The 24,411-nt window shown below is 72.6% G+C and carries 25 protein-coding genes; 16 read left to right on the forward strand and 9 right to left on the reverse strand.

Annotation, left to right across the window (positions count from 1 at the left end; translation table 11 throughout):
* Positions 1-59 precede the first annotated feature (59 nt).
* Positions 60-902: a nitrilase-related carbon-nitrogen hydrolase gene (locus ACZ56E_RS32585; protein ID WP_471219691.1), complete on the forward strand. Its 843-nt coding sequence runs from the start codon at positions 60-62 to the stop codon at positions 900-902.
* A gap of 149 nt (positions 903-1,051) precedes the next feature.
* On the opposite strand, the gene ACZ56E_RS32590 is transcribed toward ACZ56E_RS32585, so the two are convergent.
* Both ACZ56E_RS32590 and ACZ56E_RS32595 read right to left on the reverse strand, forming a co-directional pair.
* Positions 1,052-3,205, reverse strand: coding sequence for an ABC transporter permease (locus ACZ56E_RS32590; protein WP_471219852.1), 2,154 nt, complete (start codon positions 3,203-3,205; stop codon positions 1,052-1,054).
* Positions 3,205-3,954 (reverse strand): ABC transporter ATP-binding protein, encoded by a 750-nt coding sequence (locus ACZ56E_RS32595; RefSeq protein WP_471219693.1) that lies wholly within the window; start codon positions 3,952-3,954, stop codon positions 3,205-3,207. The genes ACZ56E_RS32590 and ACZ56E_RS32595 overlap by 1 nt, the downstream gene beginning before the upstream one ends.
* 814 nt (positions 3,955-4,768) lie before the next feature.
* Here ACZ56E_RS32595 and ACZ56E_RS32600 point away from each other — a divergent pair.
* Both ACZ56E_RS32600 and ACZ56E_RS32605 read left to right on the forward strand, forming a co-directional pair.
* Positions 4,769-5,977: a DUF2786 domain-containing protein gene (locus ACZ56E_RS32600; protein WP_471219695.1), complete on the forward strand. Its 1,209-nt coding sequence runs from the start codon at positions 4,769-4,771 to the stop codon at positions 5,975-5,977.
* Positions 5,978-6,109: 132 nt separating this feature from the next.
* The gene (locus tag ACZ56E_RS32605) at positions 6,110-6,577 is read left to right on the forward strand and encodes a hypothetical protein (protein ID WP_471219697.1); all 468 of its coding nucleotides are present in this window, start codon (positions 6,110-6,112) and stop codon (positions 6,575-6,577) included.
* A 20-nt stretch (positions 6,578-6,597) separates the two neighbouring features.
* Here ACZ56E_RS32605 and ACZ56E_RS32610 read toward each other — a convergent pair whose 3' ends face one another.
* The 3 genes from ACZ56E_RS32610 to ACZ56E_RS32620 form a co-directional block, all read right to left on the reverse strand.
* Positions 6,598-7,098 (reverse strand): hypothetical protein, encoded by a 501-nt coding sequence (locus ACZ56E_RS32610; RefSeq protein WP_468608436.1) that lies wholly within the window; start codon positions 7,096-7,098, stop codon positions 6,598-6,600.
* 68 nt (positions 7,099-7,166) lie between these two features.
* A complete protein-coding gene (locus tag ACZ56E_RS32615) occupies positions 7,167-8,864 on the reverse strand; it encodes a sensor histidine kinase (RefSeq protein WP_471219700.1) in 1,698 nt (565 codons plus the stop codon).
* Positions 8,861-9,562: a response regulator transcription factor gene (locus ACZ56E_RS32620; protein WP_471219702.1), complete on the reverse strand. Its 702-nt coding sequence runs from the start codon at positions 9,560-9,562 to the stop codon at positions 8,861-8,863. Before ACZ56E_RS32620 ends, ACZ56E_RS32615 begins: the two co-directional genes overlap by 4 nt.
* Positions 9,563-9,716: 154 nt before the next feature.
* On the opposite strand from ACZ56E_RS32620, the gene ACZ56E_RS32625 reads away from it, so the two are divergent.
* From ACZ56E_RS32625 to ACZ56E_RS32645, 5 genes are all read left to right on the forward strand, one after another.
* Positions 9,717-10,361, forward strand: a complete 645-nt coding sequence (locus tag ACZ56E_RS32625; RefSeq protein WP_471219704.1) for a hypothetical protein — start codon at positions 9,717-9,719, stop codon at positions 10,359-10,361.
* Positions 10,362-10,411: 50 nt separating this feature from the next.
* Complete coding sequence (locus tag ACZ56E_RS32630; RefSeq protein WP_471219705.1) at positions 10,412-11,476, forward strand: peptidoglycan-binding protein; 1,065 nt, start codon at positions 10,412-10,414, stop codon at positions 11,474-11,476.
* Positions 11,473-12,255 (forward strand): ABC transporter ATP-binding protein, encoded by a 783-nt coding sequence (locus ACZ56E_RS32635; protein WP_471219707.1) that lies wholly within the window; start codon positions 11,473-11,475, stop codon positions 12,253-12,255. The genes ACZ56E_RS32630 and ACZ56E_RS32635 overlap by 4 nt, the downstream gene beginning before the upstream one ends.
* Before the next feature lies 1 nt (position 12,256).
* Entirely contained in the window at positions 12,257-13,423 is a 1,167-nt protein-coding gene (locus tag ACZ56E_RS32640) for an ABC transporter permease (RefSeq protein ID WP_471219708.1), read from the forward strand.
* 83 nt (positions 13,424-13,506) lie between these two features.
* Positions 13,507-16,761 (forward strand): FUSC family protein, encoded by a 3,255-nt coding sequence (locus ACZ56E_RS32645; RefSeq protein WP_471219710.1) that lies wholly within the window; start codon positions 13,507-13,509, stop codon positions 16,759-16,761.
* 2 nt (positions 16,762-16,763) lie between these two features.
* Here ACZ56E_RS32645 and ACZ56E_RS32650 read toward each other — a convergent pair whose 3' ends face one another.
* The 3 genes from ACZ56E_RS32650 to rpmB form a co-directional block, all read right to left on the reverse strand.
* Positions 16,764-17,336 carry a hypothetical protein gene (locus ACZ56E_RS32650; RefSeq protein WP_471219712.1) on the reverse strand — a complete coding sequence of 191 codons (573 nt, stop codon included), beginning with the start codon at positions 17,334-17,336 and terminating at the stop codon, positions 16,764-16,766.
* Positions 17,337-17,440: 104 nt separating this feature from the next.
* A complete protein-coding gene (gene rpsN, locus ACZ56E_RS32655) occupies positions 17,441-17,746 on the reverse strand; it encodes a 30S ribosomal protein S14 (RefSeq protein WP_471219714.1) in 306 nt (101 codons plus the stop codon).
* A complete protein-coding gene (gene rpmB / locus ACZ56E_RS32660; protein WP_055568530.1) occupies positions 17,746-17,982 on the reverse strand; it encodes a 50S ribosomal protein L28 in 237 nt (78 codons plus the stop codon). The genes rpsN and rpmB overlap by 1 nt, the downstream gene beginning before the upstream one ends.
* A gap of 115 nt (positions 17,983-18,097) precedes the next feature.
* On the opposite strand from rpmB, the gene rpmG reads away from it, so the two are divergent.
* The 5 genes from rpmG to ACZ56E_RS32685 all read left to right on the forward strand — a co-directional run bounded on the left by rpmG (position 18,098) and on the right by ACZ56E_RS32685 (position 20,466).
* Entirely contained in the window at positions 18,098-18,262 is a 165-nt protein-coding gene (rpmG, locus tag ACZ56E_RS32665; RefSeq protein WP_362997281.1) for a 50S ribosomal protein L33, read from the forward strand.
* A gap of 5 nt (positions 18,263-18,267) precedes the next feature.
* Positions 18,268-18,513 (forward strand): type B 50S ribosomal protein L31, encoded by a 246-nt coding sequence (locus ACZ56E_RS32670; protein WP_468090922.1) that lies wholly within the window; start codon positions 18,268-18,270, stop codon positions 18,511-18,513.
* Positions 18,514-18,560: 47 nt separating this feature from the next.
* The gene (locus ACZ56E_RS32675) at positions 18,561-19,706 is read left to right on the forward strand and encodes a CobW family GTP-binding protein (RefSeq protein ID WP_471219716.1); all 1,146 of its coding nucleotides are present in this window, start codon (positions 18,561-18,563) and stop codon (positions 19,704-19,706) included.
* 3 nt (positions 19,707-19,709) lie between these two features.
* Positions 19,710-19,946 carry a 30S ribosomal protein S18 gene (gene rpsR / locus ACZ56E_RS32680; RefSeq protein ID WP_468608462.1) on the forward strand — a complete coding sequence of 79 codons (237 nt, stop codon included), beginning with the start codon at positions 19,710-19,712 and terminating at the stop codon, positions 19,944-19,946.
* A gap of 280 nt (positions 19,947-20,226) precedes the next feature.
* Positions 20,227-20,466, forward strand: a complete 240-nt coding sequence (locus ACZ56E_RS32685) for a DUF397 domain-containing protein (RefSeq protein ID WP_223775964.1) — start codon at positions 20,227-20,229, stop codon at positions 20,464-20,466.
* A 22-nt stretch (positions 20,467-20,488) separates the two neighbouring features.
* Here the strand turns inward: ACZ56E_RS32685 and ACZ56E_RS32690 are convergent, their stop codons facing one another.
* A complete protein-coding gene (locus ACZ56E_RS32690) occupies positions 20,489-20,977 on the reverse strand; it encodes an ATP-binding protein (RefSeq protein ID WP_468608464.1) in 489 nt (162 codons plus the stop codon).
* 313 nt (positions 20,978-21,290) lie between these two features.
* On the opposite strand from ACZ56E_RS32690, the gene ACZ56E_RS32695 reads away from it, so the two are divergent.
* The 3 genes from ACZ56E_RS32695 to ACZ56E_RS32705 all read left to right on the forward strand — a co-directional run bounded on the left by ACZ56E_RS32695 (position 21,291) and on the right by ACZ56E_RS32705 (position 24,403).
* The gene (locus tag ACZ56E_RS32695) at positions 21,291-22,154 is read left to right on the forward strand and encodes a helix-turn-helix domain-containing protein (RefSeq protein ID WP_468090928.1); all 864 of its coding nucleotides are present in this window, start codon (positions 21,291-21,293) and stop codon (positions 22,152-22,154) included.
* Positions 22,155-22,232: 78 nt separating this feature from the next.
* Complete coding sequence (locus ACZ56E_RS32700; RefSeq protein ID WP_471219719.1) at positions 22,233-23,690, forward strand: aldehyde dehydrogenase family protein; 1,458 nt, start codon at positions 22,233-22,235, stop codon at positions 23,688-23,690.
* Positions 23,691-23,851: 161 nt separating this feature from the next.
* Positions 23,852-24,403, forward strand: coding sequence for a DinB family protein (locus tag ACZ56E_RS32705; RefSeq protein WP_471219721.1), 552 nt, complete (start codon positions 23,852-23,854; stop codon positions 24,401-24,403).
* The last annotated feature ends 8 nt before the right edge of the window (positions 24,404-24,411 follow it).

Raw genomic sequence — 24,411 nt, forward strand, 5'->3', positions numbered from 1 at the left:
CCCGCCCGTCCGGGGGGCTCCCGGGTGCGGTGGGTGGGCGGTGCTGGGAGGCTCGGCGCATGCGAGTCGCGCTGGCACAGACGGACTGCGCCCTGGGCGAGGTCGACCAGAACCTGGAAACCGCGCGGGCCCAGGCCGCCCAGGCCGCCACCCAGGGCGCCGACCTCGTCGTCTTCCCCGAGCTGAGCCTGCACGGCTACCACCTGGGCGGCCTGAAGAGGGACACGTCGATCACGACGGACGACCCGAGGCTGCTCGGCCTGACGGAACCCGGCGGCCCCGACGTCCTGGTCGGCCTCCACGAGCACACGAGCCTCCGCGCGTACAACACGGCGGCGTACGTCACGGAGGGCCGCCTCCTGCACGTACACCGGAAGCTGTACCTCCCGAACTACCTGGCATGGGAGGAACGCAAGCACGTGAGCCCGGGCCAGCACCTCCGCGCGTACGACCTGCCCCACGGGCACGGCCGCGCCGCGACCCTCATCTGCAACGACGCCTGGCAGCCCGCGCTCCCCTGGCTCGCCGTGCAGGACGGCGCCGAGGTCATCTTCGTACCGACGAACAGCGCGGCAAGCCTGGACCCGGAGGCCATGGACACCGGCCTGTACTGGGACACGCTCCTGTCGTACACCGCCCGCATGCTGCAGTGCTGGGTCGTCTTCGTGAACCGGGTCGGCAATGAGAACGGCGCCTCGTTCTGGGGCGGTTCACGCGTCGTCGACCCGCGCGGCACGGTCGTCGCGCAGGCGCCGAAGTGGGAGCCGGGACTGGTGACGGTCGACATCGACGTACACGAGGCGCGCCGCCAGCGCCGCGCCGTGCCGCTCGTCGCCGAGGCGCGGCTCGGCCTGGTCGACCGCGAGGTGCGACGCCTCATCGACGAGGGTGGCGACAGCTGAGGAGGCCGGGGGCCTGGGAAGCCTGTCAGTGGGCTGCCACGGGGGATTCAGGTGATCCTCCTCCCGGAGGTTCCCGGAGGTTCCCGGAGGTTCCCGGAGGTTCCCGGAGGTTCTCGGAGGTTCAGGGTGGCCCTGAAGCTCCGGGAGGTTCACAGTGACCCCCCTGGTCTTCTCCTCGCACCCACCACCGCCGCCGTCACCGCCACCCCCGCACACACCCCCACGCTCACCCCGAGCTCGCCCCACGGCACCGCCACCCCCGCCGGTACGGAGAGGCGGGCGAGGCCGGCGGACAGGCCGGTCAGGTTGACGGCGGTGACGGCCAGGCCGAGCAGCGTGCCTGCCGCCACGGCCACCAGAGCCTCCCCGGCGACGACCAGCCGCACCTGGCCGTGCGTGGCGCCCGCGAGGCGCAGCGAGCGCAGTTCCGTGCGGCGTACGGAGGTGGCCATCAGCAGGGTGCTCGCCAGCGATATGCCCGTGTAGAGGAGGGAGATGCCGAGGAGCATGAGGAGGCCGAGGCGCGTCTGGGCCTTGGTCCGCGGGTGCGTCGCGGCCAGCCACTCCTCGGCCGTACGCACCTCACCCCCGCTGCGGGCCTTCAGCGCGGCGGCCGCGGCACCCCGGTCCGCGCCCGCCGTCAGCCGGACGTCGATCCGGTCGACCGGGACCGACGGGGCGTTCGCCCTGGTGACGTACGCGCCGTTGTCGCCGGTCCCGCGGGCGAGGACCGCCACGATCCGCAGCCGCGCGGGTCGTCCGTCGCCGAGCCAAACGGCGACGCGCTCGCCGACCCGATGCTTCTCCCACTCCTCGTTGACGACGATCGAGCGGTCGTCCAGGTCGCGTACGTCACCGGCGGTCACCGGCAGCCGCGAGGTCGCCGCCAGCGCCGCCGGGTCTCTCACCGCACGTGCGTCGGTCCGTACGAGGGCGCTGCCTTCCTCGCGTACGTAGACGGCGGTGGCGGCGGAGAGGGAGACGGCGGATGCGCCTGGCACGTCCCGGGTTCGGGCCGATTTCAACGAGCCGCCTTCGGCCACCAAGTGGGCCGACGTCCGCCGCTCCGCTTCCACCGCCTTCGCCGCGCTCACGGTCTGCGCCGAGCCGAGCAGGCTGCCCGCGAGGGCGACGCTGACCAGGACCGGTGCCGCGACGGCGGCGGTACGGCGCACGGCGGCCGTGGAGTTCTCGCGGACGAGCAGTCCGACGGCGCCGGGCAGCCGGAAGACGCGGACGACGGGACGTACGAGAAGGGGCGCGAGTGCGGAGGCCGCGGTGATCAGGATCATCGGCTGGGTCGTGTACGCCTTGCGCTTCAGGAGCGCGGACGGGTCCGTGCCCAGGGCCCGTACGAGCAGTCCGAGCCCGCAGGCCAGCAGCAACGCCCCCACGACCCGGCGGCTCCACGGCATGACGCCGCTGTCCACGGACGCGTCGCGCAGCGCCTCGACCGGGCCGATGCGCCCGGCCCGCCGCGAAGCGGCCCAGGCTCCGACGAATGAGACGAACAGGCCGGTCCAGAAGGCGAGTTGGAGGGGCCAGGAGAGCCAGTTGCTTCCCTCGGCTCCTACCGCGAACCATTCCGGTGCGATTCCTGCCCGTACCAGCGCCTCGGCCTGCGGGCGCGCGCCCCATGTCCCGAGCGCGCACCCGGTGGCGGGCGCCAGCACGCCCACCGCGAGTGCCTCGCCCAGGAGTTGTCTGCGCACCTGGCCCGGCGTCGCCCCTGCCATCCGCAGCAGCCCGAACTCCCTGCGCCGCAGCGCGACCACGAAGGCGAACGTCGACGCCGTGACGAACACCGATACGAAGGCGGCCACACCGCCCGCCGTGCCGAGGAAGGAGTTGACGGCCACCAGCGCCTCGGCGTCCCGCGCGGTGCCGGGATCCGCGTGGCGGCGGTCGTCGCCGGTGAGGACGCGGGCCCGTCCACCGACGACCTCGCGTACGGCCGGGGCGGGGGCTTCGACGCCGACGGCGTCCCGTTTGTCCCCGTCGAGCCGTACGGGTCCGAGCCGCCGAAGCTCGCGCAGAAGTTCGATATCCACAGGGTGTGGATGAACGAGCGGCTTCGTTACGTGGCTGACGTCCGGGCCGCGCCGGACCGGAACCGTCAGTGTGTCCTGCCCCATGACGACGACGGGCCACCTGGCGAACCGCTCCGGCGCCCGCTCGGGCGCCGAGAGGCTCGCGGCCAGTCCCAGCGCCATGGCGGCGGTGAGTCCGACGCCCAGGGCGACGGCCACGAAGGCGCCCACGAGACTGCTCCAGCGTGCGCGGAGGGAGGCGAGGAAGATCATCACGCGCGCGCCCCCGCCGCTCGGACCGCTCCGACCGCTTCGAGGCCCGCCATCGCCGCCGCCACCTCGCCGGCGTCCGGCGCCCGCAGCTCGCTCGCCACCCGCCCGTCGACGAGGAACACCAGCCGGTCCGCGTACGAGGCCGCCACCGGGTCGTGGGTGACCATCACGACGGTCTGCCCCTCCTCGTCCACCAACCCCCGCAGCAACGTCAGCACCTGGCGGCTCGTCCCCGTGTCGAGCGCTCCGGTCGGCTCGTCGCCGAAGAGGACCGCGGGGCGGGTGACCAGCGCCCGCGCGAGCGCCACCCGCTGCTGCTGCCCGCCCGACAGCTCACCGGGCCGGTGCCCGGCACGGTCGGCGAGGCCCACCCGTCCGAGCGCGTCGCGAATCTCCGCACGGGAGACCTTGCGGCCTGCGAGGCGCAGAGGGAGGGCGACGTTCTGGGCGGCGCTCAGTGCGGGGAGGAGGTTGAAGGCCTGGAAGACGAAGCCGATGTGCTGCCGTCGCAGCAGCGTCAGGCGCCGCTCGGTCAGGCCCGTCAGTACGGTTCCGCCCACCTCGACGAGGCCGGACGTCGGGCGGTCGAGTCCGGCGGCGCACTGCAGCAGTGTGGACTTGCCGGAGCCGGAAGGGCCCATGACGGCGACGAAGGTGCCGGCTCGGACGTCTAGGTCGACGCCGTCCAGGGCGGTGACGTTGGCGTGGTGGCGGTGGACGTCGGCGAGACGTACGACGGTTTCGCTCATGCCTCCCACCCAACCGCCGCGCCCCCTCAGGGACACGCCCCCTGGAGGGCGTCCGGGGGTAGGGCAGGCCATACCCTCCGGGGTGGGCGGGGTGGGGTTCTGCCCGGCGCCGCCCCGCTGGGGAAGGACCCCCAAGCCCGCCGCTCCGCGGCGGATGCCTCCCACCCACCCACCCGTTCACCCCGCAACGCCTTGCGGGGGTAGGGGCGGGTGGGTGGGTGTTCCCCCGCGACGCCCCGCCGGGGTAGGAGCACCGAGCCCGCCGCTTCGCGGCGGATGTTTCCCACCCACCCACCCGTTTGCCCCGCACCGTCTTGCGGGAGTAGGGGCGGGTGGGCGGGGGTTCACCCCGCGACGTTCCGCGGCAGTAGGGGCGGGCGGGTGGCAGTTCACCCCGCGACGTTCCGCGGGAGTAGGGGTGGGTTGGGTGGGTGTACCCCGTGACGTCCTGCGGGGAAGGGGCGGGCGGGTGGGGGACTGCCCCGCCCCGTCCTGCGGGGGTAGGGGCGGGTGGGTGGGGATTGCCCCGCGACGGCCCGCAGGGGAAGGCGTAACCCCCGCCGGGCCGTAGGCGTGAGCGCGCCCGCAGGGGAAGGCGCGAGGCCCCCGCCGGGCCGCAGTCGCGAGCGCTCGCGAGGGGACGTGGGGGTATGTGCGAACGGAGCACCGAGCCAGCTCTGGCGTCTTTGTTCGGGCAGCGCGGCGCAGGGATGGCGAGTACGCACATACCCCCGCGGCCCCGCCCCACAGACGGGCAGTGGGCGCGACCCGCCCGAGGCGCCCCGCCAGAACCCGTCCCCCATACCCTTGCCCCATGGACTCGGTGATCGACAGGGCGTTCGCGGCGGCGCTCTACGGCGACGGCGACGAAGGGCTGGACGCCGGGGCGTCACTCCTCGCGGCCACCCCCGACGCGGACGCCGACCTGCGCCGCCGCGGCGAGGAGTACCTGCATCGCGCCTGGCACCGAGGCTGGCAGCCCGCCGACATCATCCGCCTCGTCCGCCGCGACCTGGCCGACCCCCACGTACGCCTGACCGCCACCCTGATCCGCGCCGAGACCAGCCGTTACGCCCACCTGCCGCCCCGCTGGGCCGCCCAACTGGCGGACCTCGGGCCGGCCGACGCGGAGGGCCCCGCCCAGGACCGTTTCACCCGGGCCACCACCCACCTCCAGCTCTACCGCCTCCTCCTCCGCCTCCCCCCGATCGAGCCGGCAGGCCCACCGCCCGGCGACGCCCTCCCCGGCCCGGTCCACGGCGAGCCCCGCACCCTCACCCGTATCCGCGCCCTGCTCGCCAAGGCCGAGGCGACCGGCTTCCCGGAGGAGGCCGAGGCGCTGACCGCCAAGGCGCAGGAGCTGATGGCACGGCACTCGCTCGACGAGGCGCTGCTCGCGGCCCGTACGCACGCGAAGGACGTTCCTGCCGCGTGCCGCGTCGGCGTCGACGCCCCGTACGAGACCGCGAAGGCGATCCTGCTCGACGCCGTCGCCGCCGCGAACCACTGCCGGGCGGTGTGGAACGAGGCGTACGGCTTCTCCACCGTCGTCGGCTTCGAGCCCGACCTGGAGTCGGTCGAGCTCCTCTACACCTCCCTGCTGGTGCAGGGCACCACGGCGATGACCAAGGCGGAGGCCGGCCAGCGTGCGGCGGGACGTAAGCGTACGAAGACGTTCCGGCAGGCCTTCCTGATGGCGTACGCGCACCGCATAGGTGGCCGCCTGGCCGAGGCGGGCGAACACGCGATGACGGAAGCGGCACGGGAGGCCTCCCGGGCCACGGGTACGGGCGAGGAGGTCGGCCCGGGCGCCCTGCTCCCCGTGCTGGCCGCGCGCGACGTCGCCGTCACCGACCACACCGAGCGGATGTTCCCCGAGACGACCACGACGCGGGTGCGGGGCGTGACGGACGCCGAGGGCTGGAACCACGGAACGGCGGCAGCGGACCGCGCCCACGTCGCGCACCGCGGCCGCGGCCAGGGGCAGGGCCGGGACCGGGGCCGGGGCCCGGCGCTGCCGTGAGCGGACGCGTAAGAACGCGAACGAACACGAGCGCACGCGTCCGCACGCCAGCCAATACCCCCACACCACACGGCAGTTCGCCTACCCTGGACACCACTCCGCACTGACGGTTCAGGACCTCGGGGGCGCCGGATGGATCCGTATCTGCTCACTCTGGCCGGCACCGCCGGCACGTCCGTCGTCACCCTCCTCGTGACCGACGGCTGGCAGCAGGCCAAGGACGGCGTGGTGGAGCTCTGGCGCCGTTTCCAGCCCGAGGCGGCCGACGACGTGGAGCGGGAGCTCGAAGCTTCGCGCCGCACGGCGCTGGACGCGACGGAAGGCGCCGCCACCCCGGAGACCGGCCGCCCGGACAGCCGCCCGGACAGCCGCCCGGACAGGCGTCTGAACAGCCGCCTGGAGGGCCACTGGTGTGCCAGAGCAGTCACCCTGCTGAGCGAACACCCGGAGGCAGCAACCGAGTTGGAGGCCCTGCTCGACCGCCTCACGCGCGGAGCCGGCGGTCAGGCAGTCACCGGCGGTATCCACATGGAGGCCCACGCGGAGAGCAACGGCAGCATCTACCAGGCCGCACGCGACCAGCACATCACCCGGCGCTGACCCTCACCACCCAGCCCCACCTACTTCAAGAAGTCCGAGCAGACATAGGGCCCCAACTCGCCCTCCTCCTGCGTGCGCACGGACACCCGCACATCGTCAGGACGCGTCCGCCCCCGCTTGTCGAGGACGGCCCGCGCCCGCGCCAGACTGCACACCAGCTGCCCGGTGAAGTTGCGGTCACCGACGGAGGTCGGGTCGAGCGCGGCGACGGGCACCCGCACCGACAGCCGGTCGCCGTCGCCGGTGACCTCGAACGACCCGCTGTCGACCAACGAGGTCAGCCCGGACCGCTGCTCCGCCTCCGTGGGGCCCGACATCAACAACTTGATGACGGCGGCGGGTTCGCGGATGGGCGTGGTCCGTGTGACCCCTTCGAGTCGTCCCGTCTCGGAGACGAAGTAGATCCGTAGCCCCTTAGTGAGCCCGCCCGCCGCCTCGCCCGCGTCCACCACACCGGTGGGCCGCACCCCGCACCCCGCGAGGATGAGCGCGCCCACGATCACGCCCACGGCCACGCCCACGACCGACGTGCCTCCCAGCACACCCCTGGCCGCACGCCCAGGCCCACACACGACATCGCGTACGACCTTCACCGCGCGTCACCCTCTTCACCCTCGTCGCCCTCTCCTCCCTCTTCGCCCCGCCGCCACGGCAGCCTCAGCGTGAACACCGCCCCGCCACCCGCCCTGTTGGCCACGTCGATCGTCCCCCCGTGCAGCCGTGCGTTCTCCAGCGCGATGGCCGTGCCGAGCCCGCTGCCTTCCGACCGCGTCCGCGCGCTGTCGGCCTTGTAGAAGCGGTCGAAGACGTGGGGGAGGACATCGGGGGCGATGCCGGGCCCGCGGTCGGTGACCTCGACCGTCACCCAGTCGCCCGCAGCGTGCAGTGTGAGGGTGACCGGCTCGGCGCCGTGCCGCAGGGCGTTGCCGACGAGGTTGGCGACGACGACATCAAGGCGCCGCGGATCGGCGACCACCCGCACCCCGCCCCCACCCCTGTCCCCGAGCCCGCCCCGTACCCCTCCCCCCACCTCGACCCGAACCCGCTCCGTCCACCCCCGCAGCGCCAGTGTGTTCCGCACGGTCTCGGTGAGGTCGAGCTCGCGGAGGTTGAGACGCGCGGCGCCCGAGTCGAAGCGGGACATCTCCATCAGGTCGTCGACGAGCCGCGCGAGGCGCGCCGTCTCCGCGCTGACCGTGCGTGCGGCGCGCGCCGCATCCGGCGGCAGCTGCCCGGCGTCCTCGTCGAGAACGGTGGCGACCATCGTCATCGCGGCGAGCGGCGTCCGCAGCTCGTGCGAGACGTCGGCCACGAACCGCCGCGCCTTCGCCTCCTGCTCGCGCAGCTCGGCGACGGATGTCTCGAGGGCCGCCGCGGTCCGGTTGAAGTCCCTTGCCAGCTCGGCGAGTTCGTCGCGCCCTTTCGGCACCACGACCCGCGAGGTGAGGTCACCGGCCGCGTGCCGGCGCGTGGCCCGCCCCAGTTCCCGTACGGGCCGCAGCACCGTACGGGCGGCGAGCAGCGCGAGCACGACGGTGAGCAGCAGGACCGGCACCAGGCCGTCCCGCACGGCGGCGAGTATGGCCTCCGTGTCGTCCTGCTCGGCGCGCAGCGAGCTGACGGCGAAGACGTCCAGCCCGGACGGCGCCCCGGAGCCCAAGTCGGAATCGGAGGCGGAATCGGAGGTGGGATTGGAGGCGAGATTGGAGGCGGAGTCGAAGGTGACGGGCGTGCCCACGACCAGGTAGGGGCTGCCGTCCCGCTCGACACGCTGGAGGCTCATCCGGTTCCGGGTGCGTACGGCGTCGCGCAGCGAGGCGGAGATCAGCGACCGGTCGGCGGACGCCTCGGCGGAGGCGTCGGAGGATGCCGTCAGCGACCGGTACTCGGCGACGACCACGGTGTCCCCGAGCCCGTCGGCGACCCCGGCCGCGAACCGCGTGAGGGACACCTCGTCGGGCGGCATGGCGAGGTCGGCGGACGCCTGGTCGACGCGGTTCTTGAAGTCGGTGCGCACGGCGTCCTGTTTGCGGTCCAGGACGGCGTTGCGGGACTCGCGGTAGGCGAGCCCGGTGGCGGTGACCGCGCTGACGAGCGCGACGAGCACGAAGGCGACGACGAGGCGCGTACGCAGCCCGCCCCACACCTTCCACGGAGGCCGCCCCTTCGAACGCTGCCGCCCCTGCCGCCCCTGCCGCCGGGGCCACCACAGCCACAGGGGCCGCCCCTGCCACCGGAACCACCACTTCCACCGGGGCCGCCGCGCGCCGGGCCCGTGGTCGTTCATACCGGCCCGAACCGATACCCGAAGCCCCGCACCGTCTGCACGAACACCGGCCTGGCGGGCACGTCCTCGATCTTGGCCCGCAGCCGCCCGACCGCCGCGTCGACGAGCCGCGAGTCCCCGAGGAAGTCGTGCTCCCACACCGACCGCAGCAGCTGTTCGCGGCTGAACACCTGCCCCGGCGACGCGGAGAGTTCCAGCAGGACCCGCAGCTCGGTCGGCGGCAGGGCGATGGGCGTGCCGCACTTGGTGACGGTGAGCCCGGCGCGGTCGATGACGAGACCGGCGTACGTGTCCTCGCCGGGCCGCCGCCGCACCGGTTCGGCCCGCCGCAGCGCCGCCCGGATGCGGGCCTCAAGGACCGGTGCGGTCACGGGTTTGACCACGTAGTCGTCGGCACCCGCCTCCAGGCCGCGCACGATGTCGCTGTCGTCGCCGCGCGCGGTGAGCATGACGACGGGGATCGTCGACCCGCCGGCCCGGATCCGCCGGCAGACCTCGAAGCCGTCCATGCCGGGCAGCATCAGGTCGAGCACGGCGAGTTCGACGTCGTGCCCGGCGGGCCTCGCGAGGAGGGCGAGGGCGTCCTCACCGGTGGCGGCGGTGTCGACGGCGTACCCGTGGCGGCGCAGCACGAGTTCCATGCCGTCGCGCACGGACGCGTCGTCCTCGATCAGCAGCACGTGGGGTACTCGGGCCATGCGGACGATTATGGGCGAGGGTTTGCCCTGTTCAGGGGCCGGCGGGACAGTGATTGCGGCCTCGCGGGGCATTGTTACGTGCTCATCATGCGGCGTTACGTGTTCATCATGCGGTCGTGGAACGACCACCATGTGGCGGCGGCACATTGCCGCCATGAGCATCCACACCAACCACATCCACGCCACACCCGGAGCGGCCGTCCGGCGCCGCCTCGCCGCCCTCCTCGCCCTGCCCGTCCTGGCGATCACGGTGGCCTGCGGGGCTGACGGCGACAACGCTGACGGCAGCAACAAGGGCACAGCCACAGCCGGCGACACAGGGAAGAAGGGAACCAAGGGAACCGACGCGACCAAGTCCAGAAGCGCCTTCTACGACGCCCAGCTGAAGTACGTCCAGTGCATGCGCGGGAAGGCCGACGTCAAGGACTTCCCGGATCCGAAGCTGAGCGGCTATCTCGACTGGGCGAAGATCGACGAGGTCGTCGACCCGGCGGGGAACGGCGAGGAGTACAAGGGCGGCAAGGACGGCGTCTGCGCCCCCGAGCTGAGGGCCGCCATGAACCTCGAGCCCGAGCGTGACGCCCAGAAGGACTACGAGTCGATGCTCGCGCACGCCAAGTGCATGCGGGAGAACGGCTTGTCGAAGTTCACCAACCCCACGATGTCGGGCGGCAACGTCATGCCCGGCGGCGAGCCGAACCCGACGGACCCGACGATGGACCGCGACTCACCCGCGTACAAGGAAGCCCGCGAGACCTGCAAGGGAAAGCTGCTCGAGGGCCTGGACGGCATGCAGTGACGAGACGCCGCCGTACGGAACTCCTGACGGGCAGGGGCAGGAGCGTGGCCGTGTCAGCCGCCGCAGTGGTCACGGCGATCACGGCGGGCGTCCTCGTCCTCTCCGGCCCGGGAGACGACACTGGCACCGGAAGCAGCGAGGGCGACCTGCCGCCGGCCACCGCCACCGTCATCCGCACCGACCTCGTCAAATCCGAGACCGTCGACGGAAAGATCGACTTCGCCGGGCGCCGAGCAGTGAAGTCACCCGTCGACGGCACGGTCACGGTCGCCGCGCGGGAGGGTGCCACCGTGACGCGCGGCCAAGCCCTCTACGAGCGGGACGACAAGCCGGTGACGCTCCTCTACGGCCCGGTGCCCGCCTTCCGCGAGATGAAGGCGGGGAACCGCGGCAGCGACGTGCTCCAGCTGGAACGCAACCTCGTCGCCCTCGGCCACGGCGCGGGCCTGTACGTGGACCCGCGCTTCGACCGGGCGACCGAGGCGGCCGTCAAACGGTGGCAGAAGTCCCTCAACCGCACACCGACGGGCCGGGTCGGCAAGGGGGACGTGGTCTTCCAGACCGAACAGGTCAAGGTCGTCTCGGCGGACGCGGCACTCGCCGATCCCGTCGGCCCGGACGAGGCGGTCCTCACCGTCGCCTCGACGCAGCCGGTCGTCCGGGCCGAGCTCGACCAGTCCGACGCGTCCCTGACCGCACGCGGCACGAAGGTCGAGGTCACGCTCCCCAGCGGCAGGAAGGAACCGGGCCGCGTCACCGGCACGGCGCGGCCGGAGGACTCGGCCGCGTCCGAAGGCGGCGGCTCCGGGACCTCCGGCGACGGCATCACGGTCGAGGTGACCCTGGACGGCGGCAGGTCGGCGGCGTCGGGCGAGGACACCAGGGCCACGGCGAGCGTGAAGTTCGTCAGCGAGTCCCGGAAGAACGTCCTCACGGTCCCGGTCGAGGCGGTCGTCGCCCTGCGCGGCGAGAACGGCGGCTACGGCCTCCAGACGGTCCGGGGCCGTACGTCGCGCATGGTGCGGGTCAGGACGGGCATGACGGCCGACGGCAGAATCGAGGTGACCGCCCCCGGACTCGAGGAGGGCACGAGGGTAGGCGTGGCCGCCCCATGAACCCCCCACCCACCTCCACCCCAAAGCCCCTGCCCCCCACTCCCACCGCCGCCCCCGTCATCGAACTACGCGACGTCACCAAGTCGTACGCCGGTGACGTGCACGCCCTGCGCGGCGTGTCCCTCACCGTCCGCGCCGGGGAACTCCTCGCGCTGGTCGGTCCTTCGGGCTCCGGCAAGTCGACGATGCTGAACATCATCGGCACGCTCGACAAGCCCACCTCCGGCACGGTCCGCGTCGCGGGCCACGACGTGAGCGCGCTCGGCGACGCCCGTCTGTCGGCCCTCCGCGCCCGCCACATCGGCTTCGTCTTCCAGCACTTCCACCTCGCGGCAGGCCGTGACGCGCTCGACAACGTCGCGGACGGACTGCTGTACGCCGGCGTGCGCAGCAAGGAGCGCCGCGCCCGGGCCCGCACCGCCCTGGAACGCGTCCGCCTAGGCCACCGCCTGGACCACCGGCCGAGTGAGCTCTCCGGTGGCGAGAAGCAGCGCGTGGCGATCGCCCGCGCGCTCGTGGGCGGCCCGTCCCTCCTCCTCGCGGATGAGCCGACGGGTGCCCTGGACACGGCGTCGGGTGCGGTCGTCATGGAACTGCTCCGCGAACTCAACGAGACGGGCACGACGATCTGCGTGATCACCCACGACAACGACATCGCCGACTCCCTGCCCCGCAGAATCCGCTTCCGGGACGGCACCATCACGTCCGACTCCGGCACCGACCCCGTATCCGCATCCGCATCCGCATCCGTGTCCGCATCCGTATCTGGGGGAGGTTGAGATGCGCCCGACCGACATCCTCAGAGTCGGCGCCGTCGGCCTGCGGGCCCGCCGCGCGCGGGTCGTTCTCTCCGCGCTGGGCATCGCGATCGGCATCGCCACGATGGTCGCGGTCGTCGGCCTCTCCCAGTCCAGCAAGTCGGACCTGATGGCGAAGCTCGACCGGCTCGGTACGAACCTCCTCACCGCGGAGGCGGGCAAGGACGCCATGGGGAACGACGTGCCGCTCCCCAAGTCGGCGGTGGCGATGGTGGAGCGCATCGGTCCGGTGCGGCACGCCACGGCGACCGGTGACGTCGACGCCCGTATCCGCCGCAGCGACGTGGTCCCCGAGGAGCGGACGGCGGGTGTGACGGCACAGGCCGCCCGCCCGGACCTCCTGGAAGCGCTCAACGCCCGGGTGCGGGAGGGGAGGTGGCTGGACGAGGTGAGCGAGACGCTTCCCGTCACCGTCCTCGGCTCGGTGGCCGCGGACCGGCTCGGCGTCACGTCCCCCGGCGAGAAGATCGTGATGGGCGACGAGTACGTGGTCGTCATCGGCGTCCTGGAACCCGTGGAGCTGGTCCCGAACCTGGACCGCGTGGCGATGGTCGGGTTCCCCGCGGCCGAGAAGTACTTCCGCTTCGACGGCCACCCGTCCATGGTCTTCGAGCGGTCGCCCGACCACACGGTCGAGGACGTACGAGAGGTACTCGCCCGTACTGTCAGCCCGGGCGACGAGGGCTCGGTGAAGGTCTCCCGGCCGTCCGACGCGCTGGCCGCGAAGGCGGCGACGGACGAGGGCCTGACGACCCTCATGCTGGGCCTCGGCGCGGTGGCGCTCCTGGTCGGCGGGGTCGGGGTCGCCAACACGATGGTGATCTCGGTCCTGGAACGCCGTGCGGAGATCGGCCTGCGCCGGGCGCTGGGCGCAACGAAGGGGGCGATACGTCTCCAGTTCCTGGCGGAGTCCCTGCTCCTGTCGGCGCTGGGCGGGGTGGCGGGCGCGCTGCTGGGCGCGACGGCGACGTACGCCTTCGCCCTGAGCCGGCACTGGACTCCGGTGGTCCCGCCCTGGTCCCTGACGGCGGGTTTCACCGCCACGCTGCTCATCGGCATGGCGGCGGGTCTCTACCCCGCCGTCAGAGCATCCCGCCTGCACCCGACGGCAGCGCTGAACGCGACGTGACCCGGCACTGAACGCGACGTGACCGGGCCACTTGCGGCCCCCCTCACTCCATCCCCGCCCGATATGCCCCGTATCATCACAGAGTGACCTGGCTCCGCGCGCTGAAAGAGACAGCTCGCTCGGGTCTGACCGTCGAGCGCAAACGCCTTGAGCCGCTGGTCGCCCTGCGGGGTGCGGCCGGTCTGGCGATCATCATCGGCGTCAGCCTCACCCTGTTCGGGCCGGCGGTGGCGGCGAGCTCCGCGTTCGGGGCGTTCCAGGCGGCCATCGCCACGTTTCAGCGCAGCTGGCGCCCCCGCCCCGAACTGGCCCTCGCCTCCGGCACGAGCCTCGCCGTCTCGACCTTCCTCGGCTACCTCACCGGCTCCCACCTGCTCCTCTTCCTCGGACTGCTCTGCCTCTGGACCTTCCTGGCCGGGCTGAGCTGGGCGGCGGGCCCGACGGTCGGCATCATCGCGTCGTCCAACGTCGCGATCATGCTGGTGACGGTCACGATTCCGACCTCGGTCGCCGCGGCGGCGGGTCACGCGGCGATGATGATCGTCGGCGGCTGTGTGCAGGCGGGGCTGGTGATCCTCTTTCCGGTACGCAGATGGGGCGCCCACAGGGACGCGCTGGCGGACGCGTTGGCCGCCGAGGCGGACTACGCGCGCAGGCTCCGGCACGACCCGGTGGCCGCGTTCGACCCGGAACCCCTGATGGCGGCGCGCGACGCGGCGACGATCACTCCGCGCCAGGCGCGGACGCGCCCCGCGGAGCTGCACGGCGCGCGAGGCGTCGCCGAACGCATCCGTCCGGTCCTGGCCTCCCTCGCGGACCCGGCGGTCGGTGTACCGCCGGAGGGCAAGGAGCGGGACAGGGTCCGCGAACTCCTCGGCGCGGCGGGCGCGGTCCTGGACGCGGCGGCCCGGGCGATCCGCCACGGCGCCCCGGTCCAGATCCCCCCAGCAGCCCTGGCCGCCCTGAAAACCCCCGACACCGGCACAATCCTCACGGGCCCGGCCCACCGAGCGGCAACCCGCCTGACCGCCCTCCTAAACGACGCCCTAGAAACAGCAGGCAACACCCAGCCATCACCCCCCACCCCACCCCCCTCAAGCAACACCCCAGCAACTTCGGCCGCGCCCACCGCCCCGGGGGCCCTGGCCGAGTCGGCCGCGCCCACAGCCCCGGCGGCCCCGGCCGGACCGGCTACGCCCTCTGCCCCCGGCGTCCCGGCCGAACCGGCCGCGCCCATTGCCCCCGGCACCCCGGCCGAACCGGCCACGCCCACTGCTCCCGGCACCCCGGCCGAGCCAGCCGCGCCCACCGCCCCCGGGGCCCCGGCCGAACCGGCCACGCCCACCGCCCCCGGCACCCCGGCCGAACCGGCCACGCCCACCGCCCCCGGCGCCCCAGCCGGGCCGGCTGCGCCCACCGCCCCGGACGCCCCAGTCGGACCCGGCGAGCCTGCCGCCTCCACCTCCCCCACCAGGCCGGTTACGCCTACCGCTCCGGGCGGCGTCCCCGCCGCCCCCGCAACCTCCGTCACCCCGACCGGGCCGACCACGCCTGCCGGGGCCGGTCCGGACACTCCCGCCGACCCCGACCCCGACCCCGACCCCGGCGCCTCCGCCGGGCCCGGCGAACCTGCCACCTCCATCACCCCGACGCGTCCGGGCGCTCCCGCGGCCCCGGACGCGCCCCCCGCCCCGGGCACCCCCGCCGAGCCCGGCGAGCCTGCCACCTCTGCCGCCCCCACGGGGGCGCCTACGCCTGCCACTCCGGGCGGCACCCCCGCCGCCCCCGCCGCCACCCCGCCTGGGCCTGCCGTGCCCGCCGGCCCAGGCGCTCCCGCCGAGCCCGGCGAGCCTGCCACCTCTGCCGCCCCCACCGGACCGCCCACGCCTGCCACTCCGGGCGGCACCCCCACCGCCCCCGCCGCCACCCCGCCTGGATCTGCCGCGCCCGCCGGCCCAGGCGCTCCCGCCGAGCCCGGCGAGCCTGCCGCCCCCGGTACCCCGACCGGGCCGGGCAGTCCCACCGCCCCGACCGGGTCGGGAGCGCCCGCCGACCCGGCTGCCCCGGCTGACCCAGGCGCCCCGGCCGGGCCGGACGCGCCCACCGACCCCGGTGCCCCTGCCAGCCCCAACACCCCCACAGAGCCCCTCACCCCCGTCACCCCCACCACCGACCCTCCAACCCAGCCCAACCTGCACCCCCACAAGCCCCGCCCCCAAACCCCTCACCCCAACCCCCTCCTCCGCCCCAGCCTGCTGGCCCTCGTGCCCGCCGCTATTCGGGCCGTTCGGGATGACTTCAGGCACGATTCGGCTGTGACGCGGCATGCGATCCGGGTCACGGCGGTGGCTGCCGCCGGGTATCTGCTCGGGCACTGGCTGCCCCTCGGGCACGGGTACTGGGCCCCCATGGCGTCCGTCATGGTGATGCGCCCGGACTTCTCCCAGACGTACTCCCGCGCTGTGGCCCGGTTCGGCGGCACCCTCGTCGGGGTCGCCCTCGCCACGGGCCTCGTCCAGCTGGCCCACCCCGGCACGGGGCTCTCCGCCGCGCTCGCCGTGCTCTGCGCCGGGCTGATGTACCTGCTGATGCGCACCGGCCAGGTGGCCGCGCAGGCCTGCGTCGCCGCGTACGTCGTGTTCCTGCTCGGCATGGGCGGCCAGCAGTGGACGCAGACCGTGCCGGAGCGCGTGGTCCTGACCCTGCTCGGCGGCGTCCTCGCGATGATCGCGTACGCGGTCTACCCCGCCTGGGAGACCCCGCGCCTGCGCACCCGCCTCGCCGATTGGCTGATCGCGGACGGCCGGTACGCCGCCGCGGTCGTCGACCACTACGCCCACCCGGCGGGCAAGGCCTGCCCGGACGTGCGTCAGGCCCTGCTCGCGGCCCGCGACGCCCGCGTCGCCTGGCAGGAAGCGGTGAACCGGGCCAAGAACGAGCCCGTACGCCACCGCGGCCTCTCCCGCGCCGCTGCCGCCGACGCAGAGGAGACACTCGCCCAACTCGGCCGCGTGGCCATGCTGATGGAAGCGCATCTGCCGGAACGCGGCGACACCCCCGTGCCCGCGGCGGCCCGCCTCGCCGAGGCGCTGCGCAAGTCGACGGAGCAGGGCGCGAAGGCGGTGCGCGAACGCCGCGTACCGAAGTGGGACGCGGTCCGTACGGCTCTGGAGGAGTGGGACGGCGAGGGCGTCCCCGACCGGGTGGTCCGCAGGGGGGCTGGGCTGCTCCTGGAGACTTTGGATGAGCTCTCCGACGCCCTGGACACGGCGCCCCCGCCGATGCTGGTGGACGGCTCCACCACCCCTGACCCTCCTCCGGGTCCCACGGCCCGGTGACGTCAGGGCTGGGGCGCCCCCGCCGTGGGCAAGCCGTCCGGCAGCTTGCCGCCCCGCGTCTTCAGGAACACGTCCTTGCCGGCGCCCTCCCAGGCGACCTTCATGGACTTGCCGTCCACGGACTCGACACGTCCCGTCGTACGGTCCGCCTTCCCCTGCGGGCACTTGAGGCTGATCACCTGCGACCCCGCCCGGCCCCCCGCCGTGCCGTTGCACAGCACGTCCTCGCCGAGCAGCGTCACCGTCTTCCCGGTGACGGCGAGGGCGAGCGGCGTCCCGCCGGCCGTGGTGACCCACGTACCTTCCAGGCTGCCGCCCTTGGCCCCCGAGCTGCCCGAACCACCCGAGCCGCCCGAACCACCGGAGGTGCCGGAGCCGCCAGAGGTGCCGGAGCCGCCGGTCGAGCCCCCGTACTCGTCCCCGTAACCGCCGGAAGAGCTCGAACCGGAAGAGCCGTAAGAGCCGGAAGAGCTCGAACCAGACGACCCTCCGCGGCTCTTCTTGCCCCCACCCCCGCCCCCACCACTCCCACACCCCGACAGCACCAGCGCGACGACCACCCCCGCACTGGCCACGACAGCACCTGCACGGACCCTACGGACGTACGCGCGCACTTGAAGTCCCCCTGAGAGCGGCCCGATCCGGTCGGATCGGATCGCGCGTCAAGCTACCAGGGCGTCTACCAGGAGGACTTGCGTACGCCGGGGAGATATCCGGCGTGCGCCTGCTCGCGCAGCTTCACCCTCGACAGGCCGAACGCCCCCACGTATCCCCGCGGGCGCCCGTCGACGCTGTCCCGGTTGCGTACCCGCGTCGCGCTGGCGTCGCGCGGCTGGCGCGCCAACTCCCTTTGTGCCGCCAGCCGTTCGGCGTCACCCGTGCCGGGTCGGCGGATGATCTCCTTCAGCTCGGCCCGCCGCGCGGCGTACCGCGCGACGATCTCGCGCCGCTGCTCGTTCTTCGCGATCTTGCTCTTCTTGGCCATCAGATCCTCACTCCACGCGCACGGATCCTGGCGACGGCCGCCTCGATCCCGATGCTGTCGACGGTCTTGATCCCCTTCGTGCTGAGCCGTAGCCGCACGTACCGCCCCTCGCTCGGCAGCCAGTACCGCTTGCGCTGGACGTTGGGGTCGAAGCGGCGGGACGTCCGCCGGTGGGAGTGGGAGATGTTGTTGCCGAAGCGGGGTTCCGCGCCGGTCAGCTGGCAGTGGGCGGACAAGGTGACACACCTCTCGGTAGTCGGGACAGGGCTCCTGCTGAGCCCCCGGGGCTCCTGTTCGCGGCCCCGTCGAACCCCCAGTTGAAAACGGGAGTCATTTTCATATACTAGCCCCATGGCCCGCACCGAACACCGCCCCGTCATCAAGCTCCGCTCCACGGCAGGAACCGGCTACACCTACGTGACCCGCAAGAACCGCCGTAACGACCCCGACCGCCTCACGCTGCGCAAGTACGACCCGATGGCAGGACGCCACGTCGACTTCCGAGAGGAGCGCTGACCGCCATGCGCAAGGACATCCACCCGCCCTACGGCCCCGTCGTCTTCCGCGACAAGGCCGCCGGCTTCGCCTTCCTGACCCGTTCGACCGCGACCAGCGCCAAGACGGTCGAGTGGGAGGACGGCCGTACGTACCCCGTCATCGACGTCGAGGTCTCGTCCGCGAGCCACCCCTTCTACACGGGCACCGCCCGCGTGATGGACACGGCCGGCCGCGTCGAGCGCTTCGAACGCCGCTTCGGCAAGCGCTGATGCCGGGCCCGGACCGGCCCGCGCGAGCCGAGGGAGAGGCATCCCGGATGGAGACGCCCCGTATGGACGTCGTGATCGTCGCCGGCCTCCACGCGGCCGCCCGCACGGCGGCCGTCGACGAACTGCTCGCCGGCGTCCCCGGCAGCGTGGCCCTGCACCACGACCTGTCGACCGCCGTGACGGGCACCGTCGTCCGCACGGTCCGCGACGCCACCGGCGTGCTCTCGACCGGTGACGCCCCGCTGGTCAACGACTGCGCGTGCTGCGCGCTCCGCGAGGACCTCGTGCCCGAGCTCGACCGCCTCGCGGACGCGGGGCTCACCCGCCTCGCGGTCGTCGAGCTGTGGGACTCGGTCGAGCCCAAGGCCATGGCCGAGGTCGTCGCCGCGCACGGCGGCGACGGCCTCGCGCTCACGGGTGTGGTCACGGCGGTCGACCCCGCCCTGCTCCTGCCCTGCCTCGGCAACGGAGACGACCTCATGGACGCCGGACTCGCCGCCGCCCCCACCGACCAGCGCACCGTCGCCGACACCTGGGCGCGCCAGCTGGAGTACGCGCCCGTGCTCGCCGTCGCCGACTCCCCGGAGGCCGACGACGAGGACCGCGCCCTGCTCGCCCAGCTCCACCCGACCGCCCGCCAGGTGCTCATCGGCCGTGGCGACCTGGCCCGCGCCGCGCTCACCGGATTCGACGTCGAGGCCGCCGCCGCGGCGCAGCACCCGGCCTGCGCGCTGCTGCCGACCGAGGCCGACGCGTGCGGGGTCGCCACCCTCGTATGGCATCGGGAGCGGCCGTTCCACCCGGAGCGGCTCTACAACGCGCTGGAGGACCTGACCTGCGCGGCCGCCCGCAGCCGTGGCCGCTTCTGGCTGGCCGACCACCCGGACACGCTGCTCGGGTGGGACGCGGCGGGCGGCGCGCTCTGCGTCGAGAGCGCCGGGCCGTGGCTGGCCTCGCTGCCGGACGCCGCGTGGGAGATGGTGCCGCCGGTGCGCCGCGCGGCCGCCGCCCTCGACTGGCACCCCGAGCACGGCGACTGCTGCAACCACCTGGTGTTCACCTCACCGGGCCTGGACCGCGAAGGACTCATGGAGGTCCTGGAGTCCTGCCTGCTGACGGACGAGGAGTACGCCGCAGGGCGCGACGCCTGGAAACACCTGCCCCCCGCCTTCGACACCCTCCTGGAGGTCTGACCCTTGTCCCCGCGCAAGCCCCCGCGCCCGCAGAAGCCGAAGCCCAACCCGCTGGATCAGGCCGGAATCACGTACGTCGACTACAAGGACACGGAGCTGCTCCGCAAGTTCATCTCGGACCGCGGCAAGATCCGCAGCCGGCGGGTGACGCGCGTGACGGCCCAGCAGCAGCGGCAGATCGCCGCGGCGATCAAGAACGCCCGCGAGATGGCGCTCCTGCCGTACGGGGCGCCTCGCTGATCGGGCCGGCCCCGGCCCCCGGAACGCCCCCTGCGGCACCCCAAGGTGCCGCAGGGGGCGTTTTCCTGCCCGAGAGGGTCCGAGGGCGTCCGAGGGAACAGGACAGGCCCGGTATGCGTCTCTCCCTAATACGAGACGCCGACAGGGCTGTAATCAGGGGAACACCCCGCGTGCACGTGCATCTGCCCATGCATCGGCATGTGAACACAGCTATGATCCGGGACAGTTGACCACTGCATCTAGAGCCACTCACGGCACCGCACCACCCGGGGAGCGACCTGTGCACCACGCGTTTAACGGCATGGCGGCCACGGAGCTTCACGGGGTCGTCTGGCAGAAGAGCAGACACAGCAACTCGCAGGGCTCGTGCGTCGAGTTCGCGAAGCTGCCGGGCGGCGACGTCGCCGTGCGCAACTCGCGCTTCCCGGACGGCCCGGCGCTCGTCTACACGCGCGCCGAGATAGAGGCGATGCTGCTGGGGATGAAGGACGGGGAGTTCGACCACCTGATAGGCGGCTGACCCACTCCCCGCACATCGGGTCTCAACCCAGGCGGAACAGCGCCCAGACCACCTTGCCGCGCAGCGCGCCGGCGAGCGGGTGCCAGCCCCAGCTGTCGCTGAACGAGTCCACGAGGAACAGACCCCGGCCCGACTCCGCCGAGAAGTCGTCGTCGGTGTCGCGCGCGACCGGGCTGTCGTCGCTGGGGTCGCGCACCGCGCACACGAGACGCGTCGCCCAGTGCATCAGGTGCAGCCGCACGGGCGGCTCCTGCCGGTCCCGCGGGGTGTCCGCGGGCAGCGCGTGCCGCAGCGCGTTGGTGACGAGCTCGGAGACCACGAGCGCGATGTCGTCGAACCTCTCGTCGAGATCCCACTGGCCGAGCGTCGTCCGGGTGAACCGCCGTGCGCTGCCCACCGCTTCATAGCGGGCGGGGAGGGCGATGGAGGCCGCGTCGGAGACCGCGGAGGGGTCGATCGGAGGTAGCCCCTGCCTTAACGGCTCGAGCATGGTCGATCCATTCGTCCCCATGCGAGGCACTCCCCGGTTTCGCGGTACATAGCGATGGAGCGGTGGCGCGGTCGGTCGCCGATGGTGCGGTGGTACGCGGTCGGTACAGCAGTGGCGCGCGGACCATGGTTCCGAATGCGCACAGCAGATGCAAGGGCAGATGCACGTGCACGCGCCGGACTTGGTCGCTCCCGTGCCACTTCTTGCCCATTTCTTCCCACGACTTCTTCTGGAGACCTTTCGGACCCTTTCCGTTTCTGTAACCGGACGTGTACGGCCCGGAGCGTTTAATGGCAGACTGCTGGCTTCCAGTCGATCGGGAGGATTGAGCGAAGTGACCGCAGGGGAGTCGAGCGGCTCGGTGGTACGGCGCATCCTGCTGGGCTCGCAGCTGAGGCGGCTCAGGGAATCCCGCGGCATCACCCGTGAAGCGGCCGGATACTCGATCCGCGCCTCCGAATCGAAGATCAGCCGCATGGAGTTGGGACGGGTGAGCTTCAAGTCCAGGGATGTCGAGGATCTTCTGACGCTCTACGGCGTCACCGACGAGGCCGAGCGCGGCGCACTCCTCTCGCTCGCCAAGGAGGCCAACCTCACCGGCTGGTGGCACAGTTACTCGGACGTCCTGCCCGGCTGGTTCCAGACATACATCGGCCTGGAGGGCGCGGCCTCGCTCATCCGTGTCTATGAAGTCCAGTTCGTCAACGGCCTGTTGCAGACCGAGGCGTACGCCCACGCGGTCGTCGCACGCGGCATGAAGGGCGCGAGCAAGGCGGAGATCGAGCGGCGCGTCGCGCTGCGCCTGGAGCGCCAGAAGCTCCTCGCCTCCGAACACGCGCCCCGCTTCCACTGCGTACTGGACGAGGCCGCGCTCCGACGGCCGTACGGCGACCGGGAAGTGATGAGGGGTCAGATCCAGCACCTCATCGAGATCTCCGAGCGCCCGAACGTCACCCTCCAGGTGATGCCGTTCAGCTTCGGCGGGCACGCGGGCGAGAGCGGCGCCTTCACGATGCTGAGCTTCCCGGAGTCCGACCTCTCCGACGTCGTGTACGTGGAGCAGCTCACCGGTGCGCTCTATCTCGACAAGGCGGAGGAAGTGGCGCAGTACGACAGGGTCGTGGCCCAGCTGCAGAAGGACAGTCCCGACCCGGTCGGCAGCCGGGATCTTCTGCGCGGACTGCTTCAACTCACCTGAAACATAAGTACTATGACGTGAGATCAGGTGTCTGCTTCCGTTAGCGGCCGTCAGCTGCCGCGGCAAGGGGTCCGTCTCATGTCCTTCTTCACCGACCTGGCTCACCAGTACATCGACGGCGAGTGGAAGGCCGGGTCGGGTTCCTGGGACATCATCGACTTCAATCCGTACGACGGGGAGAAGCTGGCGTCCATCACGGTCGCCACGGCCGACGAGGTCGACCAGGCCTACCGCGCCGCCGAGCGCGCGCAGCAGGAATGGGCCGAGACCAACCCCTACACCAGGCGTGCGGTGTTCGAGCGGGCCCTGCGGATCGTCGAGGACCGCGAGGAAGAGATCACCGAGGCGATCATCGCCGAGCTGGGCGGCACCCGGCTCAAGGCGGCCTTCGAGATCCACCTCACCAAGGAGTTCCTGCGCGAGTCGGTCCACCTCGCGCTGCGCGCCGAGGGCCGCGTCCTGCCCTCGCCGGACGACGGCAAGGAGAACCGCCTCTACCGCGTCCCCGTGGGCGTGGTCGGGGTGATCAGCCCCTTCAACTTCCCGTTCCTGCTGTCGATCAAGTCCGTCGCCCCGGCCCTCGCCCTGGGCAACGCGGTCGTCCTCAAGCCGCACCAGAACGCGCCGGTGCTCGGCGGCGCCCTCGTGGCCAAGGTGTTCGAGGACGCCGGACTGCCGGCCGGACTGCTCAACGTCGTGATCACGGACATAGCCGAGATAGGCGACGCCCTGATCGAGCACCCGGTGCCGAGCATCATCTCGTTCACCGGCTCGGACCGCGTGGGGCGGCACGTCGCCACGGTCTGCGCCGCGAACTTCAAGCGCTCGATCCTGGAGCTCGGCGGCAACAGCGCGCTAATCGTCCTGGACGACGCCGACATCGACTACGCCGTGGACGCGGCGGTCTTCAGCCGCTTCGTGCACCAGGGCCAGGTCTGCATGGCCGCCAACCGCATCCTCGTCGACCGGTCCGTGGCGGACGAGTTCACCGAGAAGTTCGTCGCCAAGGTCGCGAGCCTGAAGGTCGGCGACCCGGCCGACCCGGGCACCCACATCGGCCCGCTCATCAACTCCTCGCAGGCGGACGCCGTCACGGCCGTCGTCGACCAGGCCGTCGCCGCCGGCGCGAAGCCCCTGCTGCACGGGCGGACCGAGGGCAACCTCGTCGCCCCCTCGGTCCTCACGGACCTGCCGGCCGGCTCCCCGGTCCTGAGCCAGGAGATCTTCGGCCCGGTCGCCCTGCTGCTGCCCTTCGACGGCGAGGACGAGGCCGTCCGCATCGCCAACGACACGCCGTACGGCCTGAGCGGCGCCGTGCACACCGCTGACATCGAGCGCGGCGTGCGCGTCGCCAAGCGCGTCAGGACCGGCATGATCCACGTGAACGACGGCACGGTGCACGACGAGCCGATCGTGCCCTTCGGCGGCGAGAAGAACTCCGGCGTCGGACGGCTGAACGGCGAGTCGACGGTCGACGCCTTCACCACACAGAAGTGGATCTCGGTGCAGCACGGCAGGTCGCGCTTCCCGTTCTGACCTTTCCTCTTCTGGCGTTTTCTCTTCTGGCATTTCCTCGCCCTCGGAGCCTTGCGGACAGCACCTGACCGCAAGGCTCCGTAGCGTCTGTGGTGTCGGAAAGCCCGGCGGAACGGCCCAGCGGGACCTGCGTGAAGCAGGCCGGAGAAGAGGCGGACACCATGGTCACTCACGTCAGCGCGGAAGCCAGGGGCGACGAGCGCGGCGCCCTCATCGCCTTCGTCGAGGCCCAGCGCGGCGGCATCCGCCGCTCGGTGCTCGGCCTGACCGACGAGCAGGCGAAGGCCCGCCCGAGCGCCAGCGAACTCACCCTCGGCGGTCTCGTGAAGCACGTCGCGGAGACGGAGCTGAACTGGCTGCGCATGGCCCAGCAGAAGCCCAACGAGAAGGCGCGCACGGAAGCGACCTGGGGCGACAGCTTCCGCCTCGTGGAGGGCGAGACGCTCGCCGAGACGCTGGCCTTCTGGGACGAGGTCGCCCGCGAGACCGAGGACTTCATCCGCGCGGTGCCGAGCCTCGACGACACGTTCCCGCTGCCCGAGGCGCCGTGGTTCCCGCAGGACGGCGCGGTGTCGATGCGCTGGCTGATGCTGCACCTGGTCGAGGAGATCGGCCGGCACGCGGGCCACGCCGACATCGTCCGTGAATCCCTCGACGGAAAGACGGCCTTCGAGCTGGTGGCGCTGGAGCGGGGATACCCTAGTCAAAATTGATGACCGGG

The sequence above is a fragment of the Streptomyces sp. NPDC039480 genome, assembly GCF_055597165.1.

Bases quoted from the DNA above. Each gene is read 5' to 3' on its own strand.
- ACZ56E_RS32585 (WP_471219691.1), top strand. From the start codon at position 60: ATGCGAGTCGCGCTGGCACAGACGGACTGCGCCCTGGGCGAGGTCGAC.
- ACZ56E_RS32590 (WP_471219852.1), bottom strand. From the start codon at position 3,205: ATGATCTTCCTCGCCTCCCTCCGCGCACGCTGGAGCAGTCTCGTGGGC.
- ACZ56E_RS32595 (WP_471219693.1), bottom strand. From the start codon at position 3,954: ATGAGCGAAACCGTCGTACGTCTCGCCGACGTCCACCGCCACCACGCC.
- ACZ56E_RS32600 (WP_471219695.1), top strand. From the start codon at position 4,769: ATGGACTCGGTGATCGACAGGGCGTTCGCGGCGGCGCTCTACGGCGAC.
- ACZ56E_RS32605 (WP_471219697.1), top strand. From the start codon at position 6,110: ATGGATCCGTATCTGCTCACTCTGGCCGGCACCGCCGGCACGTCCGTC.
- ACZ56E_RS32615 (WP_471219700.1), bottom strand. From the start codon at position 8,864: ATGAACGACCACGGGCCCGGCGCGCGGCGGCCCCGGTGGAAGTGGTGG.
- ACZ56E_RS32620 (WP_471219702.1), bottom strand. From the start codon at position 9,562: ATGGCCCGAGTACCCCACGTGCTGCTGATCGAGGACGACGCGTCCGTG.
- ACZ56E_RS32625 (WP_471219704.1), top strand. From the start codon at position 9,717: ATGAGCATCCACACCAACCACATCCACGCCACACCCGGAGCGGCCGTC.
- ACZ56E_RS32635 (WP_471219707.1), top strand. From the start codon at position 11,473: ATGAACCCCCCACCCACCTCCACCCCAAAGCCCCTGCCCCCCACTCCC.
- ACZ56E_RS32640 (WP_471219708.1), top strand. From the start codon at position 12,257: ATGCGCCCGACCGACATCCTCAGAGTCGGCGCCGTCGGCCTGCGGGCC.
- rpsN (WP_471219714.1), bottom strand. From the start codon at position 17,746: ATGGCCAAGAAGAGCAAGATCGCGAAGAACGAGCAGCGGCGCGAGATC.
- rpmG (WP_362997281.1), top strand. From the start codon at position 18,098: ATGGCCCGCACCGAACACCGCCCCGTCATCAAGCTCCGCTCCACGGCA.
- ACZ56E_RS32670 (WP_468090922.1), top strand. From the start codon at position 18,268: ATGCGCAAGGACATCCACCCGCCCTACGGCCCCGTCGTCTTCCGCGAC.
- ACZ56E_RS32675 (WP_471219716.1), top strand. From the start codon at position 18,561: ATGGAGACGCCCCGTATGGACGTCGTGATCGTCGCCGGCCTCCACGCG.
- ACZ56E_RS32690 (WP_468608464.1), bottom strand. From the start codon at position 20,977: ATGGGGACGAATGGATCGACCATGCTCGAGCCGTTAAGGCAGGGGCTA.
- ACZ56E_RS32700 (WP_471219719.1), top strand. From the start codon at position 22,233: ATGTCCTTCTTCACCGACCTGGCTCACCAGTACATCGACGGCGAGTGG.
- ACZ56E_RS32705 (WP_471219721.1), top strand. From the start codon at position 23,852: ATGGTCACTCACGTCAGCGCGGAAGCCAGGGGCGACGAGCGCGGCGCC.